We start from the raw sequence: 15,151 nt of genomic DNA, 5'->3' as shown, positions 1-15,151 counted from the left end.
CCCGGCCCTGGCCGCGGCCGCGCTGCTGCTGGCGGCCGCCACCGCGGCGTCCCTGTTCTGGGGCGCCCGGTCGGTGGACCCCGCCACGGTGGTCTCGGTGCTCGCCGGGCTCCCCTCCGCGCTCCTCGACGGCGGGTGGTCGGAGGTCTCCGGCGAGCTCGGCATCGACGCCGCCGTGGTGCACAGCAGGATCCCCCGGACCCTGACCGCGGTGCTCGCGGGGGCGGCCCTGGCGGTGGCCGGGGCCGGCATGCAGGGCGTCAGCCGCAACCCCCTCGGCGACCCGGGACTGCTGGGCCTGACGGCCGGCGCCGCGTGCGCGGTGGTCCTGGGCATCGGCTGGCTCGGCCTCGTGGCCACGTGGCAGCTCACGGCCCTCGCCCTCGCGGGCTCCGCGGTCGCCGCCGTGCTCGTCTTCGGGTCCTCGCGGCTCGGCGGCGCCGCCCCGACCCCGGCGGGCCTCGTCCTCTCCGGCGCAGCCGTCAACGCCGGCTTCGTCGCGCTGACGACCTCCGTGGTCATCGCGCTGCCCGCGGTCCTGGACCGCTTCCGCTTCTGGAGCATCGGCTCGGTGGCGCGCGCCGAGGCCACCGACCTCGCCGCCGTCGCGCCGCTCGTGCTCCTCGGCACGCTGCTCGTGCTGGGCGGCTCCTCCGGGCTCAACGCCATGGCCCTGGGCGACGAGCTCGCCCACGGCCTCGGCGTGACGCTGGGCCTGCAGCGCGCCCTGGTCTTCACGGGCGTGGTGCTGCTCTCGGGATCCGCGACCGCCCTGGCCGGGCCCATCGCCTTCGTGGGCCTGCTCGTGCCCCACGCCGTGCGGCGCCTGCTGGGCGGCGACTACCGCTGGATCGTGCTGTTCAGCATGGTCCTGGGCCCCGCGCTGCTGCTCCTGGCCGACGTCCTGGGCCGTGTGCTCACCCCGCCCCAGGAGATCCACGTGGGCGTGACCACCGTGGTGCTGGGCGTACCGGTGCTGCTCGTGCTGCTGCGCCGGGGACGGAGCGTGACCCTGTGACCGGCACGATCGCCCCTGCCGCCCCCCGATCGCCCGGGCCTCCGGACGCCCCGGGGCTCGTGCGCGAGGTCCGCCGCGGCCGGGCCCGGCAGACCCGGCGGGCCGTGGCGCTGCTGGTCCTGGCGCTGTTCGCCGCGATGGCCGTGCGGGTGCTGCTCGGCCGCTACACCGTGACGGTGCCCGACTTCTTCGCGATCCTGGGCGGCGCGCAGATCCCCGGTGCGAGCTTCATCGTGCTCCAGGAGAAGCTGCCGCGGGCGGTGCTCGGCGCTCTGGCCGGGGCCGCCCTGGGCTGCTCCGGGGCCCTGTTCCGCCGGGTGCTGCGCAACCCCCTGGCGAGCCCGGACATCCTCGGCATCACCTACGGCGCCGCGGCGGGCGCCGTGGCGGGCACCGCGGTCTGGGGGCTGCGCGGCACGGCCGTGTCCTGGACGGCGCTGGCCGGGGCCCTGCTCGCGGCGACCCTCATCGCCACCGCCTCCGTGCGCCTGCGCACCGGCGGCATCGTGGGCGAGCGGTTCCTGCTCGCGGGCATCGGCGTGGCCGCGCTCGCGCAGGCCCTCACGGCGGCCCTGCTCGTGAACCTGTCCCTGAACTCGGCCCGCGACGCCGCCCTCTGGACCGCCGGCTCGCTCAACGCCGCCACGTGGGACCGGATCACGGTGCTCGGCACGTGCCTGCTGGTGGCCGTGCCGGCCGCCCTGGCGGTGCACCGGGCGCTCGAGCCGGCCGAGCTCGGCCTCGAGCTCGCGTCCGGTCTCGGCGCGCACCCGGGCCGCAGCCGGGCCCTGGCCCTGGGCCTGGGCGTGGTGCTCGCCGCCGTGGCGACCGCGGCGACCGGCCCGCTCGCCTTCGTGGCGCTGATGTCGACCCCGGTGGCCACGGCGCTGACCCGGGGCCGGACCTCGATCCTCGCGTGCGCGCTCGTGGGCGCCGTGGTCGTGGTGGTCTCCGACGCCGTGGGCTCGGAGCTGCTGGCCGGGACGAAGCTTCCGGCCGGGGTCGTGACCGGCGCGGTGGGCGCCCCCGTGATGCTGTGGCTGCTCGTGCGGCAGCGGAGAGGAGACCTGGGATGAGTCCCGAGCTGCGCGCCGTGGAGGACCCCACGGCCCACGTGCCCGCCTTCCGGATGCGGGGCCTGTCACTGGGCTACGACGACCGGACCGTGGTGCGCGAGGTGGACCTCGACATCCCCCACGGCTGCACCACGGTGCTGATCGGCGCCAACGGCTGCGGCAAGACGACGCTGCTCAAGGGACTGTCCAGGCAGCTGCGCCCGAGCGCCGGCACGCTCGAGGCCGACGGCCGCGACGTGCGCGAGTGGCGTGCCCGCCCGTACGCCCGCTCCGTGAGCCTGCTGCCGCAGTCGCCCGTGGTGCCGGAGGGCCTCACCGTCGTGGAGCTCGTGGAGCGCGGCCGGCACCCGCACCGGCGGTGGTGGGGCGCCCCCTCCCCCGACGACGACGCCGCCGTGGCCCGCGCCATGGAGCTCACGGAGCTGACGGCCCTGGCGTCCCGGCCCGTGGAGGAGCTCTCGGGCGGTCAGCGCCAGCGGGTCTGGATCGCCCTGACCCTCGCCCAGCGCGCTCGCACCATGCTGCTCGACGAACCGACCTCGTACCTCGACCTGGCCCACCAGGTCGACCTGCTGGACATGCTCCGCGGGCTGGAGCACGCGGACGGACCGGGCAGCGGGCGGGCCACCGTCGTCGCCGTCCTGCACGAGCTCAACCTCGCCGCGCGCGTGGCCGACCGGCTCGTGGCGATGGCCGCGGGCCGGATCGTGGCCGTGGGCACCCCCGCGGAGGTGCTCACCCCGGACCTGCTGGCCGAGGTCTTCGACCTGCGGGCGGACGTCGCCCGCGACCCCGTGGGCGGGCGGCCCGTCGTCCTGCCCCGCGGACGGGCCCGCGAGGGCTCCCACCCCGCGCCAGCGGCCGCACCCGTGGCCCTGGACCCTGCACCTCGAGCGGCCGTCGCCGAGACTGGAAGGAACCTGCTGTGACACTCACCCGAGCCTCCGAGGCCACCTCCCCGACCGCGCCCGAGGCCGCTCCCGTGCTGTGCGTCGAGGCCGCCGTGACCTCCGTGACGCAGCTGTGCCCCTCCTTCCGCCGGATCACGCTCGCGGGCCCGGAGCTCGCGGGCCTCTCCTCCACCCTCATCGGGGACGGCGACCGGACACGGTGCCGCGACGCGTACATCAAGCTGCTCGTGCCGCCCCCGGGCCGCGCGCCCGAGCGCGCGGACCTCTCGGTGAGCCTGCGCGAGGGCTGGTTCGCCCGGCCCGCCGAGGAGCGCGGCTGGATGCGCACGTACACCGTGCGCGGCGTCCGGCGCACCACGTTCTGCGGGATGCTCGTGCCGGAGATCGTCATCGACGTCGTCGTGCACGGCGGTTCCGGCCAGGACGGCCCGGGCAGCCGGTGGGCGGCCGGCGCGGCCCCCGGCGAGCGCGTCTACCTGCTCGGGCCGGGCCCGCTGGAGCGCCCGTGGGGGGCGTGGGACCACGGCGGGGCCACCCAGGCCCTCGCGGTCGGCGACGAGACGGCCGCACCGGCGCTGATGTCCATCGCCGAGGAGTTCGCCGAAACCCCGCACGAGCCGTCCGCGGACGGCGCCCGCCCGCGCCTGGACGTGGTGCTCGAGGTCCCGCACGCCGACGACCTCCCGGCGCACCGGCTGCCCGCCGACCTGCCGGACGTGCGCCTGCACGTGCTGCCGCGCGCCGGGCGCGGGGCGCCGGCCGGGCACGGACACCGGGCCGCGATGCGCCTCGCGCGGCTGCTCGAGCTGCCCGGCGGGGCCGTGGACGACGTCCTGGCGGGCCGCCGACCGAAGCGCGGCCGTGCGACCTCCGCCCTGGCCGTCGCCGAGGGCGCCGACGAGCCGAGGGCGTGGACGGTCGCCCGGCCGGACCGGCCCGACGCGCCCTACGTGTTCCTGGCCGGGGAGTCCGGCACGGTGCGGGCCCTGCGCAGGCTGTGCGTCGACGCCGCCGGGATCCCCAAGGACCACGTGTCCTTCATGGGCTACTGGCGGCAGGGGCAGGCCGAGTCCTGAGCGCTCAGCGGCCACCCGGCCGGGCCGTGACGCGCAGGACGGCGTCGTCGGTCCCGTTGGCGGTGGTGACCCACAGGGCGCCGTCGTCGTCGAGGGTCGGCGAGCGCAGCCGCCCGTGCACGTCCTCGAGGGCGGTCATCCGGGTGGTCCCGGTGATCCGCGTGCCGTCCACGCCGTGGACGGCCACCCCCGTGTTCTTCAGCTCGGCCACGGCCAGCGCCCCGTCCCAGGCGCCCCACTGCTCACCGCTCAGGAAGGCCGCGCCGCTGAGGGCGACCGTCGGGCGGCCCGAGGACCAGGCGGCCTCGACGGCGTCCGGGAACCGCTCGAGGTCCGTCATGGGCACGGACTCGTCGTAGCCGGGCCCCGGGTCCCAGCCGTAGTTGCCGCCGGGCACGAGGACGTTGATCTCGTCGTCCGTGCCGGGGCCGTGCTCCGCGGACCACATGGTGCCCGTGCCGGGCTGCACGGCGAGCCCCTGGACGTTGCGGTGGCCGTAGGTGTGGACGAGAGCCGCGTCCCCCGGGCGGCCGGCGAACGGGTTGTCCCGCGGGACCGTCCCGTCGGGGTGCACCCGCAGGGTCTTGCCGCCGAGCGACCCGAGGTCCTGCGAGGTCCCGGACCGGGCGGCGTCCCCGGTGCCGACGTGGAGGACCCCGTCCGGGGCGAAGCGCAGACGGCAGCCACTGTGCCGGCCGGAGCTGATCGGCAGGCCGTCGACCACCGTCCCGATGCGCTCGGCCGTGCCGATGTCCTCCTCGAGCCGCCAGCGGGTGACCCGCACGTCACGCGGGGCGCCGTCACCGGTGCGGGTCGCGTGGCAGAGGAAGATCTCCCGGTCCTCCGCGAACCGCGGGGAGACCTCGAGGCCCATGAGCCCGGCCTCGCTGCCGACGAAGAGGTCGCCGAGGTCCGCCTCGATCTCCCGGGTGCCGCGCTCGTCGTGGGTGAGCAGTCTTCCGCCGCGCTCGGTGATCAGCGCGGCGCCGCCCGGGAGGAGCGCGACGTCCCACGGGTGGCGCAGCCCGTCCACGACGACCTCGACCTCGAGCGCGGGCTCCGGGGCGGCCGAGGGCCCGCCCGGTGCCGTCGTCCCGTCGGCCGGGGGTCCCCCGGAGGGGGGATCCTCCGCCGGGGCGCAGCCGGCCAGCAGCACCACGGCGGCGGCCGTGCGGAGCAGTCGCGCGTCCATCGGGAACTCCTGGGTCGAGCGTCTCGGGGGAGGCCAATCTACTCCGCGCCGATCGGCTCGGCCCCGCGGCGGCGGCCCGGCCCCGCTCCGGACCGGGGCCGCACCGGATCCGGGCCGGCCGGCGCAATCGAGTGCTGAACCGTGACCCGGGTCACCGTAGGATGAGGCAAGTCCGTCAGATCTTCCCGAGCTCCCTGACGGCCCGGCCGGTGCGGGGCGACCCCGCACCGGCCGTCTCCACAGCGGTCTCCACGGCGGCCCCCGTCGTTCAGTCGACCGGGTCCGGGCAGATGAGCGCGGCGGAGAGCACCCCGCCCACGGCCAGCAGAGCCGCGCCGGCCCACATGACCGCGGCGAAGCCCTCCAGGGCCCGCTCCGGATCCGCCAGCCCGCCGCCGCCCAGCCCTCCGACCAGCGGAACGGCCGCGACGGCGAGCAGTCCGGCGGTGCGCGACACGGCGTTGTTGACGCCGCTCGCGAGCCCGGCCCGCGCGTCCGGCAGCGCGGCCAGGGCCGCGGAGGTCAGGGGGGTGACGTACAGCGTCAGGCCGGCCCCGAAGACGGAGACCGGCAGGAGGACCTCCAGGACGTAGTCCGCGCCGGTCCGCACCCCCGTGAGCAGGGCCAGGCCCAGGGCCGCCAGCAGGCAGCCGGCGATCACGGGCACGCGGGGCCCGGAACGCCCCACCCACCGGCCCACCGACGCCGAGAACGCCGTCAGCAGCAGCGCGATGGGCATCACCGCCGCTCCGGCGGCCAGCGGGGAGAACCCGGCCCCGACCTGCAGCACCACGGGCAGAAGGAAGAACGTGGCGCCCATGGGCGCGTAGACCACGAACGTGACCAGGTTGCTGCCGACGAACAGCCGCTCCCGGAAGACCTCGAGGGGCAGCAGCGGAGAGGTCGCCCGCCGCTCCTGCCGCAGGAACAGCACCAGGAGCACGGCCCCCGCCAGCAGCGGCCCGGCCACCGCGGGGTCGGCCGGCCGGGAGCCGGCCCACGCCGTCAGCCCGTGGGCGAGCGCGCCCAGCGCGGCGACCAGCAGGACGGCCCCGGGAACGTCCAGCCGCAGGCAGGCCGCGGGATCGCGGGACTCGGGCACGTGCCGCCGGCTGATCAGCACGACCGCGAGCGCGACCGGGAGATTGACGAGGAAGACCCACCGCCAGCCGGCCGTCTGCACCAGCCAGCCGCCCACGAACGGCCCGGCCGCGGTGGCCACGGCCGTCAGGCCGGTCCACGCCCCGATGGCCCGCGCCCGGTCGCGCGGCGCGAAGGAAGCCTCCAGGACGGCGATGCTGGTCGGCGCGAGCAGGGCCGCGCCGATGCCCTGCACGGCCCGGAGCGCGATCAGGACGCCGGGGCCCGGGGCGAGAGCGCACGCCGTGGAGGACAGGCTGAAGCAGACCACACCGGCGAGGAAGATCCTGCGCCGGCCGTAGCGGTCACCCAGCGAGCCGCCCAGCAGGACGAACGCGGCGAGACCGAGGGTGTAGGCATTGGCGACCCAGGTCATGCCCACGGAGCCCAGGCCGAACTCCGCCCCGACGGCCGGGACGGCGACCGGCACCACGGTCATGTCGATGAACGTCAGGGCCGAGCCCAGCACGGTCGCGGCCAGCACCCACCGGGACCTGCGCTCCCCCCAGAACAGGAGCGAGGCCGGAAGTCCGCTCACGGGATCTGTCATCAGCCCGGTTCCCCCGCTCCCCCCGGCCCGCCGCCGAACGGCTCGGCGACCTGCGACCAGTGTCCCACCGGAGGCCCCCGGGCGCGCCCCGGACACCGGGCCCGCCCCCGGGTCCGCCCCGTCACCGGCCGTTATCGCTGGGCGATAACCACCCTGGCCCGCCGCCCCGGCCTCCAGCACACTCGGACGTGACACACGTCACCCTCGACGAACGAGGAGGAGACCCCATGGTCTATCCCGCGAAGTACTCGGCCCTGAACGCGCTGGCCCTCACCGACGAGGCCAAGCGCACCCTGACACGCGTGATCCGCGTCGCCTTCCCCCATCCGCAGATCCCCGACGGCCCCTACGAGCGGATGACGGAGAAGATCGTGGCCGAGGCGGAGGGGTCGACCTGGTTCCGGATGGCGCTGACCCAGGGTCTGCTCACCCTCAACTCGCTCAGCGACCGGCCGTTCACCGAGCTCGACGACGACGCCGCCCTCAAGGTGCTCAAGCGGATCGCCGACCTCGAGTTCTTCGGCTTCGTGCGCCGCACCACCGTGCTGCACTTCTACGACGACCCCGAGGTCTGGGAGGCCCTGGGCTACGAGGGCGAGTCCTTCTCGAAGGGCGGCTACCTGCACCGGGGCTTCGACGACCTCGACTGGCTGCCCGATCCGCGGATCGAGGAGTCCGAGGAGGAGCTGGCCGAGTGCGGGCCCCTCGGCTACGAGGTGGCGAGCGCCGCCCCCGAGGAGGGGTGGAACATCGACCGGCAGGGCGCCTCCGAGACCACCGACGCGCCCTTCAGCGACCTCTTCAAGGGGTCGGACGTCATCGACCACGGAGAGACCGCATGACCACCACCCCCCAGGACCAGCCGCGCTCGGCCCGGATCGAGCTCGACGACGACTCCGCCGTCGTCGTCATCGGCTCCGGCGCCGGCGGAGGCACCCTCGCCCACGAACTGACCGAGAAGGGCGTCAAGGTCGTGCTCCTCGAGGCCGGCCCCCACCTGACCACCGAGGACTGGGTCAACGACGAGTGGGAGGCCTTCCACCAGATGGCCTGGCTGGACCCGCGGACCACCACGGGCTCGTGGCGGATCGCCCGGGACTTCCCGAACCTGCCCGCGTGGATCGTCAAGGCCGTCGGCGGGACCACCACGCACTGGTCCGGGGCCACCCCCCGCTTCAAGGCCCACGAGTTCCGGACCCGGTCCGTCTACGGGCGGGTCGACGGCGCCAACCTGCTCGACTGGCCCATCACCCTCGAGGACCTGGCTCCCTACTACGACCGCGCCGAGCAGAAGATCGGCTCCACGCACCGCCACGGCCGCCCGCCCCTGCCCGCGAACAACAACTACAAGGTGCTCGCCGCCGGCGCCGAGAAGCTGGGCTACCGGCACTACGCCACCGGCCCGTACGGCACCAACGCCGAGCCCTACGACGGGCGCCCGGCCTCAATCCAGGACGGGTTCAACTTCCAGGGCGACAAGAACCGCTCCAAGTGGTCGATCCTCGTCTCGGAGATCCCCAAGGCCCTGCGCACCGGCAACCTGGACCTGCGCCCGGACTGCCACGCCGTGCAGCTCACGCACACGGAGAAGGGCCTCGTCGACAGCGTGGTCTACGTGGACGGCGACGGCCAGGTGCAGCGGCAGAAGGCTCGGCTCGTCGCGGTGGCCTGCAACGCCATCGAGACGCCGCGGCTGCTCATGCTCTCCGGCTCCCCCCTGTTCCCGGACGGGCTCGCCAACTCCTCGGGGCAGCTGGGCCGCAACTACATGCGCCACACCACGGGCTCGGTCTACGCGCAGTTCGACCGCCCGGTGCACATGTACCGGGGCGAGACCATGGCGGGCCTCGTCGCCGACGAGTCGCGCCACGACGTCGACCGGGGGTTCGCCGGCGGGTACTACATGGAGACCATCTCCCTGGGGCCGGCGTTCCTCGCGAGCTTCGCGGACCCCGGGTCCTGGGGCCCGGACTTCACGGCGCTGCTCGACGGCTACGCGAACACGGCCGGGATGTGGGTCGTCGGCGAGGACATGCCGCAGGAGACCAACCGGGTCACCCTGAACACGGCCGTCACGGACCACCTCGGACTGCCCGTGCCCAACGTGCACTTCGACGACCACCCCAACGACGTCGCGATGCGCAATCACGGCTACCAGCAGGCGTCCCTGCTCTACGAGTCCGTGGGCGCCCGGTCCACGCACCACACCCCGCCGTACCCGGCCACGCACAACATGGGCACCGCCCGGATGAGCGAGCGCCCGGAGGACGGGGTGACGAACGCGTTCGGGCAGACCCACGACGTCCCGAACCTCTTCGTCTCGGACGGCTCGCTCTTCACGACCGGGGCGGCGGCGAACCCGACGCTGACGATCGTCGCGCTGGCCGTGCGACAGGCCGAGTACATCGCGGATCAGCTCGCGGGCCGGCACCTGTAGCGGCCCGGCGTCGCACGGAACCCCGGCGGGGCGTTCAGCCGGCCCGGGGGCCGGCCGGGCACCCCTCCGCCGCGCGCAGGGCACGCCCGACCCGGTCCGCGGCGTCGCGCAGCACGGACGAGACGGCGCGGCGGCGACGCTCGAAGTCCGGGGGCCGCAGGGAGACGGCCACCGAGCCGAGCGTGCGCCCCGCGGCGTCGACGACGGGCGCGGCCAGGCACGAGGCCCCCGGCACGAACTCCTCGCGCTCCACGGCGACGCCCTCGGCGCGGACGCGCGCGAGCTCGTCCGCCAGGGCCGCCGGCGTCGTGATCGTGCGCTCGGTCATGGCCGCCATCCCGTGGCGCTCCAGGTACTCCGCCACCTCGTCCTCGTCCATCCGGGACAGCAGGATCTTGCCGAACGCCGTGGCGTGGGCGGCGTCGGCGAAGCCGAAGTCCATGGGCTCGATCCTCGGCCGCCGCGGGGAGTCCACCACGTGGGCCACCACGATCGCGTCCCCCCGGTAGACCGCGAAGTACGCGGCGGCGTCGGCGGCCGCGTGCAGTTCCCGCACCGCGCGCTGGACGCTGACGGGCGTGCCGACCTGCTGGCGCAGGGAGGTGTCGAGGGAGTGGACCTTGTACCCGAGCCCGTACCGTCGCTCGTCCCTGAGGTGGACCACGTGCTCGGAGGCCACGAGTGTCTGCAGCAGGCGGTAGACGGAGGGCAGGGGGATGTCGAGGGCGGTGCTGATGTCCTTGGCCGTGGCGCCCCGGGGGTCCCGGGCGACGACGTCGAGCAGGGCGAACGCCTTCTGCACGGAGGCCATGCCGCTCTGCGGGTCGGTGGGTGACATGCCTCCCATCATGGCCCGCGCCCCGTCGCGTGCCAACGGCGCGGGAGCGTGGCGCCCGGGCCGTCGGCACAGCGGTGGTGTCAGTCGACGGTGATCTCGCCCATCCGGTTCCAGCCCTCGGCCTCGATCTGCTCGCTGATGATCTGCGGGGTCTCCACGAGCGCCTGGGCGGCCTCCCCCGTGAACTTCTTGAAGTGCTCGCTGTTCACGTGGGGCCCGGCGCCGTCGTCCTGGAACGCCTCCACGAGCACGAACTCGTCCGGGTCCTCGACGCTGCGGGACCAGTCGAACCACAGGTTGCCCGGCTCCTGACGGGTCGCCTCCGTGAAGTCGCGGGTGAAGTCGAGCCAGCGGTCGGACCACTCCGGCTTCACCTTGAACTTGACGACGATGAAGATCATGCCTGCTCCCTTCGCTGCGGACGCCCCGGTGCCGGCGGGGCCGTGGGTGCCAGTCTCGCGGCCCGCGCCGCGGGCCGCCAAGGGCGGTTATCGCGGTCCGATAACGCGGGCGACGGCGGACCGCGCGCGGGGTGAGATCATGGCCCCATGAGCCACAACCTCACCACGGCCCTCGTGGAGGATCTCCGGGCGCGCATCGTGAGCGGGCACATCGCTCCGGGTGAGCGCCTGCCCAGCGGGAGCACCCTGATCGCCGAGCACGGGGTCAGCCGGACGGTGGTGCGCGAGGCCGTCGCGAGGCTGCAGGCGGAGGGGCTCGTGCACCCCCGTCGCGGCAGCGGGAGCTACGCCCTCACACCGCCGGCGTCGCCCCCGGGGACGGGCCGGCCGGCGCGAACCCTCCAGGACCGGCGTGCTCTGCTCGGCTTCCGCACCGGCGTGGAGTCCGAGGCCACGGCCCTGGCGGCCCTCGCGGCGACGGCGAGGGCGGACCACCACCTGGTCCGCATGGAGGACGCGCTTCCCGGCGTCCCGGAGAGGAGCTGAGGCCGGGATGGCGCAGGAGCACGTGATCACCGGCGCGGACCTGTCCCCGGTGCGGATGCTGCGGGCGCTGCGGCACGAGCCCGGGCTCGTGGCGCTGTTCGGGGACTGGCGTCCGGACCCGGAGCACGGCGACGCACTCATCGCGTTCCGGCCCGTGCAGGTCCTGGGTCCGGACGAGGACCCGTTCGCCGCCCTGGACGCGCATGCCGCGGACGAGGACGGGCCGGAGCCGCCGTTCGGCGTGGGCTGGATCGGGTACCTCGGCTACCAGCTGGCCCGGCGGCTCGAGCGGCTCCCCGAGGCCCCGCCGCGGCCGGCCCGGCTGCCGGAGCACCACCTCGCCCGCTACGACCACGTGCTGCGGCACCGGCCCGCGACCGGGGACTGGGTGGTCGAGTCCGCTCCCGGCACCGACCCAGCCCGGCTGGCGGCCACCGTGGCGGCCGTGCACAACGCCCTGGCGCGCCCGGGCGGGGCCGAGCCCTACCGCTGCGGCGCGTTCGGGGCCGACGCCTCCGCGGACGAGCACGCCGCGGCCGTGACCGCCGCGCTGCGTCACATCCGGGACGGCGACATCTTCCAGGCGAACATCTGCCGGGGCCTGGCGGCCGGGTTCGCGGGCGACCCCCTCGACCTGTTCTGCGCCGGCCACGAGCGGCTGGTCCCGCGCTTCGCGGCATTCCTCCGGCTGCCCGGAGGGGCCGTGGCGAGCCTCTCCCCCGAACTGTTCCTGCGCCGCACGGGACGCGACGTGCTGACCTCGCCCATCAAGGGCACCGCCGCGGCCACCACCGACCCCGCGGCGCTGCACGCCTCGGCGAAGAACCGCGCCGAGAACGTCATGATCGTGGACCTCATGCGCAACGATCTCTCCCGCGCCTGCGTGCCCGGCTCCGTCCGGGCCCCCGCGGCGCCGCGCGTGGAACCGCACACCGGCGTCCACCACCTCGTGGCGGACGTGCACGGGAAGCTGCCCCCCGGCCTCGGCGACGGCGCCCTGCTGCGGGCCACGTTCCCGCCCGGCTCCTGCACGGGAGCCCCGAAGATCCGGGCCATGGAGATCATCAACGCGCTCGAGCCCGCGGGCCGGGAGGTCTACACGGGGGCGGTCGGCTGCGCCGGCCCCGGCGGCCTGGCACTGAACGTCGCGATCCGCACGTTCGAGTTCACGGGCGGCCGCGTCCGGCTGGGCGTGGGCGGAGGGATCGTGGCCGACTCCGAGCCCGTCGACGAGACCCACGAGACCCTCGTCAAGGCCGTGCCCCTGCTCGACGCCGTGGGCGCGGAGCTGGACGACGCCCTGCGGCGGGAGTGGACCGGACACGCCCCCGGAAACGGGCACGCAACCGACGACGCCGTGGCCCCCGTGCCGGAGCCGCCGGCCTCCACCCCCGTGCCGGAGCCGCCGGCCGCTACCCCCGTGCCGGAGCTGCCGGCCTCCACCCCCGTCCACGCGGAGGGCGTCTTCACGACCCTGCTCGTGCACGATGGCTCGGCCGTGGACCTGGACGCGCACCTGCGGCGTCTCGGGGCCAGCTGCCGCGACTGCTACGGTGCGGGGCTGCGGCACGAGCTCCACGACGAGGTCGTCGCGCAGGCTGCGGAGCTGACGGGCCCCCACCGGCTGCGGATCACGGCCGTTCCGGTGCCGGGGGGCGGGCTGACGGTGACCGTGGCTTCCACGGCCCTCCCGTCGGAGCCGGTGCCGCCCTGGCGGCTGGTCCCCGTCCGGCTGCCCGGCGGCCTGGGTGGGCACAAGTGGGCGGACCGCCGGGTCCTGGCCCATGAACCCGCCCCGGGTCTGTGGTCGCGCAGCTGCGATCCGCTGCTCGTCGATGCCGACGGGACGGTCCTGGAGACGGGCCGGGCGAACGTCTTCGCCGTCGTCGACGGGGTGGTGCTCACTCCGCCCGCGGACGGGCGGATCCTGCCGGGTATCGTGCGGGAACAGGTGCTGAGCGTCCTGCGCGCCGCGGGCGCCGAGGTCCGTGAGCGCCCGGTGCAGCTCGCCGAGCTCGCCCGGGCGCAGGAGGTCTTCGTGACGAACTCGGTGGCCGGGGTCCATCCGGTGGGATCCGTCGACGGCGTGGGCCGGTGGGAGCCCGGCCCGGTGACGGCTCGACTGCGCCGGCTCGTGCACCGCGGAGCGACGGGCTGAGCGGTCCGGACGGCCGCGGGCGGACGAGTGAGGACTCGTCGTCGCCCATTCGCCGGCGACCGGCCCGGTCGGTGACGTCCGAGACCCGCCCGGCCGCGGCGGCGCCTGCGGATCAGAAGGGTGGTGGGTCGTCGGATGGGGGCGGCGGTCCCGGGTCGCGCCGGTCCAGGGGTCCGGGATCACCCGGCGCCGGGGGTGGCGGGCCGGCCGAGGGTTCGCCGGCCGGCGGTTCGGCGGACAGAGGTGTCTGGATCCGCAGGGGCGTGAGCACGGGGTGGTGGTATTGGCGGGGGTAGGTCACGTGCATCCGCCCGGCCGGTGAGGTCCACTCCAGTACGCCCTCCGGGCACCGGGGGTCCCGCCGGTCGCGGTGGCTGACCGTCCAGGGGCCCAGCGGCCCGTGTCGGTGCTTGAGCAGGTGGTGGTGGCGGCACAGGTGCGCCAGGTTGCCCGCCGCGGTCGCCCCTCCCTGGGCCCACGCGACCGTGTGGTCGAGGTCGCAGCGTTCGGCGCTGCGGCGGCAGCCGGGGAACCGGCAGGTTTCGTCCCGGTGGCGCAGCCGGCGCTTGAGGTCGGCCGGGACCGCGTAGGTGGCCCGGTCGTACTCCAGGACCGTGCCGGTCACCGGGTCGGTCAGCACCCGGGACCAGGAGGGGGCGGCCACCGCGATCCGGGCGGCCAGCTCCAGCGGGATCGGGCCGTACCCGGCCAGCTCCGCGCACCCTCCGGCGGCGGGCAGCCCCGCCGGGGGCGCCCCGGGCCCGGTGGTGTGGGCGAGCAGGGCCAGGGCCGGGACGGTGACGGCGACCTGGCCGCGGATCCCCCGCAGGTCGGCGGGCCACTGGGGCGGCTCTCCCGTCAGCAGCAGGTCCGCCAGCACGTCCGCCTGCACCTGGGCGCAGGTGCGCCGATCACGCTCACTGCCGCCCGGGCCGCGGTCCGGGTCGGTCCCCGGCAGGCACCCTGCCGGGCCCGGGGTGCCGGCGGGGCCGGCACGCCGGGCCAGGGAGGCCAGCCGGTCGCGGGCGGCGTAGGCGGTGGCGGCGTCCAGCAGCGCGCACACCCTCGCCATCCCGTTCTCGCCCGGTTCCACCCACACCCGCCGATCGGCCAGGGCCTGGCGGTGACGCTGTTCCTCGGTGTTCCGCAGCAGCTCCTCCCGCCGCCGCCGGGCCAGCGCGCGCAGCTGGGCGGCCGTGCTCTGGGGGGCTGCGCGCAGCAGGTCCTCGGCCAGCTGCCGCACCGCCTCCACCGGGGGCCGCGGCTCCGGCGGAGGGCGCAGCTCGCTGCCCAGCAGCTCGATCCACGTCTCCACGACGACCTCGGCCTGCTTGCCCCCGATCACCCCGTCCTCCAGGGCGGTGAGCACCTCGGGCAGGGACCCGGCCAGGCCGATGGCCTGCTCCACGCGGCGCACCGCCGTGACCGCCGGCAGGCGCAGCACCGGGCCGATCTCCGCGGCCACCTCCAGCAGGCTGCGGCTCTCCAGCAGCTGCCGACCGCACCGCCGGGAACGTGCGTTCAGCCAGCGCACCAGCACCGCCCGCCGCTGCTCGTGGGCCTCCTCCTGGAGCCGCCACATCCGGTGGATCCCCCGCAGCTGCCGTCCCGCCGCGGCCGCCTCCGCCCGGGCATCACCGGCCAGCTCTCCCACCGCCCGGGCGTAGTCCCGCTCCAGGGCGTCCAGGTCCGTGTCCTCCCGCAGCATCTCCTCCAGGGACCGCGGATCCTCCGGGAACCTCGGATCACCCGGGAACGGCGGATCGTCCGGGAACCACGGATCATCGGGCCAGGTGGTCATGACTCCA

13 protein-coding genes are annotated in these 15,151 nt (G+C 75.7%); 8 read left to right on the top strand and 5 right to left on the bottom strand.

Features of this window, described 5'->3' with window-relative positions; genetic code table 11:
• Positions 1 to 7: 7 nt before the first annotated feature.
• The 4 genes from ACH9EU_RS05280 to ACH9EU_RS05265 are packed head-to-tail and all read left to right on the top strand — an operon-like array spanning position 8 to position 4,081.
• Positions 8 to 1,018, top strand: a complete 1,011-nt coding sequence (locus ACH9EU_RS05280) for an iron chelate uptake ABC transporter family permease subunit (protein WP_396412894.1) — start codon at positions 8 to 10, stop codon at positions 1,016 to 1,018.
• Positions 1,015 to 2,094 (top strand): iron chelate uptake ABC transporter family permease subunit, encoded by a 1,080-nt coding sequence (locus ACH9EU_RS05275; protein ID WP_396412893.1) that lies wholly within the window; start codon positions 1,015 to 1,017, stop codon positions 2,092 to 2,094. The genes ACH9EU_RS05280 and ACH9EU_RS05275 overlap by 4 nt, the downstream gene beginning before the upstream one ends.
• Entirely contained in the window at positions 2,091 to 3,023 is a 933-nt protein-coding gene (locus ACH9EU_RS05270; RefSeq protein ID WP_396412892.1) for an ATP-binding cassette domain-containing protein, read from the top strand. The genes ACH9EU_RS05275 and ACH9EU_RS05270 overlap by 4 nt, the downstream gene beginning before the upstream one ends.
• Positions 3,020 to 4,081 (top strand): siderophore-interacting protein, encoded by a 1,062-nt coding sequence (locus ACH9EU_RS05265; protein ID WP_396412891.1) that lies wholly within the window; start codon positions 3,020 to 3,022, stop codon positions 4,079 to 4,081. Before ACH9EU_RS05270 ends, ACH9EU_RS05265 begins: the two co-directional genes overlap by 4 nt.
• A gap of 4 nt (positions 4,082 to 4,085) precedes the next feature.
• Here ACH9EU_RS05265 and ACH9EU_RS05260 read toward each other — a convergent pair whose 3' ends face one another.
• On the bottom strand, positions 4,086 to 5,273 hold the full coding sequence (locus ACH9EU_RS05260; RefSeq protein ID WP_396412890.1) for a PQQ-dependent sugar dehydrogenase: 1,188 nt from the start codon (positions 5,271 to 5,273) through the stop codon (positions 4,086 to 4,088).
• Between the two features lie 268 nt (positions 5,274 to 5,541).
• On the bottom strand, positions 5,542 to 6,951 hold the full coding sequence (locus ACH9EU_RS05255) for a DHA2 family efflux MFS transporter permease subunit (RefSeq protein ID WP_396412889.1): 1,410 nt from the start codon (positions 6,949 to 6,951) through the stop codon (positions 5,542 to 5,544).
• A gap of 239 nt (positions 6,952 to 7,190) precedes the next feature.
• Between ACH9EU_RS05255 and ACH9EU_RS05250 the strand changes: the two genes are divergently transcribed.
• Together ACH9EU_RS05250 and ACH9EU_RS05245 are read left to right on the top strand one after the other, a co-directional pair.
• Positions 7,191 to 7,805 carry a hypothetical protein gene (locus ACH9EU_RS05250; RefSeq protein WP_396412888.1) on the top strand — a complete coding sequence of 205 codons (615 nt, stop codon included), beginning with the start codon at positions 7,191 to 7,193 and terminating at the stop codon, positions 7,803 to 7,805.
• Positions 7,802 to 9,400 (top strand): GMC oxidoreductase, encoded by a 1,599-nt coding sequence (locus ACH9EU_RS05245; RefSeq protein WP_396412887.1) that lies wholly within the window; start codon positions 7,802 to 7,804, stop codon positions 9,398 to 9,400. The genes ACH9EU_RS05250 and ACH9EU_RS05245 overlap by 4 nt, the downstream gene beginning before the upstream one ends.
• A 34-nt stretch (positions 9,401 to 9,434) precedes the next feature.
• Here the strand turns inward: ACH9EU_RS05245 and ACH9EU_RS05240 are convergent, their stop codons facing one another.
• Together ACH9EU_RS05240 and ACH9EU_RS05235 are read right to left on the bottom strand one after the other, a co-directional pair.
• On the bottom strand, positions 9,435 to 10,238 hold the full coding sequence (locus ACH9EU_RS05240; RefSeq protein ID WP_396412886.1) for an IclR family transcriptional regulator domain-containing protein: 804 nt from the start codon (positions 10,236 to 10,238) through the stop codon (positions 9,435 to 9,437).
• Between the two features lie 80 nt (positions 10,239 to 10,318).
• Complete coding sequence (locus ACH9EU_RS05235; RefSeq protein ID WP_396412885.1) at positions 10,319 to 10,639, bottom strand: antibiotic biosynthesis monooxygenase; 321 nt, start codon at positions 10,637 to 10,639, stop codon at positions 10,319 to 10,321.
• 147 nt (positions 10,640 to 10,786) lie between these two features.
• Between ACH9EU_RS05235 and ACH9EU_RS05230 the strand changes: the two genes are divergently transcribed.
• Both ACH9EU_RS05230 and ACH9EU_RS05225 read left to right on the top strand, forming a co-directional pair.
• Positions 10,787 to 11,185 carry a GntR family transcriptional regulator gene (locus ACH9EU_RS05230; RefSeq protein ID WP_396412884.1) on the top strand — a complete coding sequence of 133 codons (399 nt, stop codon included), beginning with the start codon at positions 10,787 to 10,789 and terminating at the stop codon, positions 11,183 to 11,185.
• A gap of 7 nt (positions 11,186 to 11,192) precedes the next feature.
• Complete coding sequence (locus ACH9EU_RS05225; RefSeq protein ID WP_396412883.1) at positions 11,193 to 13,343, top strand: bifunctional anthranilate synthase component I family protein/aminotransferase class IV; 2,151 nt, start codon at positions 11,193 to 11,195, stop codon at positions 13,341 to 13,343.
• Positions 13,344 to 13,455: 112 nt separating this feature from the next.
• Here ACH9EU_RS05225 and ACH9EU_RS05220 read toward each other — a convergent pair.
• Positions 13,456 to 15,151: HNH endonuclease signature motif containing protein (locus ACH9EU_RS05220; RefSeq protein ID WP_396412882.1), on the bottom strand; the 1,696-nt coding region annotated here is incomplete at its 5' end.

Origin of the sequence: Kocuria rhizosphaerae (genome assembly GCF_044462265.1) — a bacterium.
Taxonomy (GTDB): Bacteria; Actinomycetota; Actinomycetes; order Actinomycetales; family Micrococcaceae; genus Kocuria; species Kocuria rhizosphaerae.
The sequence above is the reverse complement of the archived record's forward strand: the minus strand, read 5'-3'. Positions and strand labels throughout refer to the sequence as shown.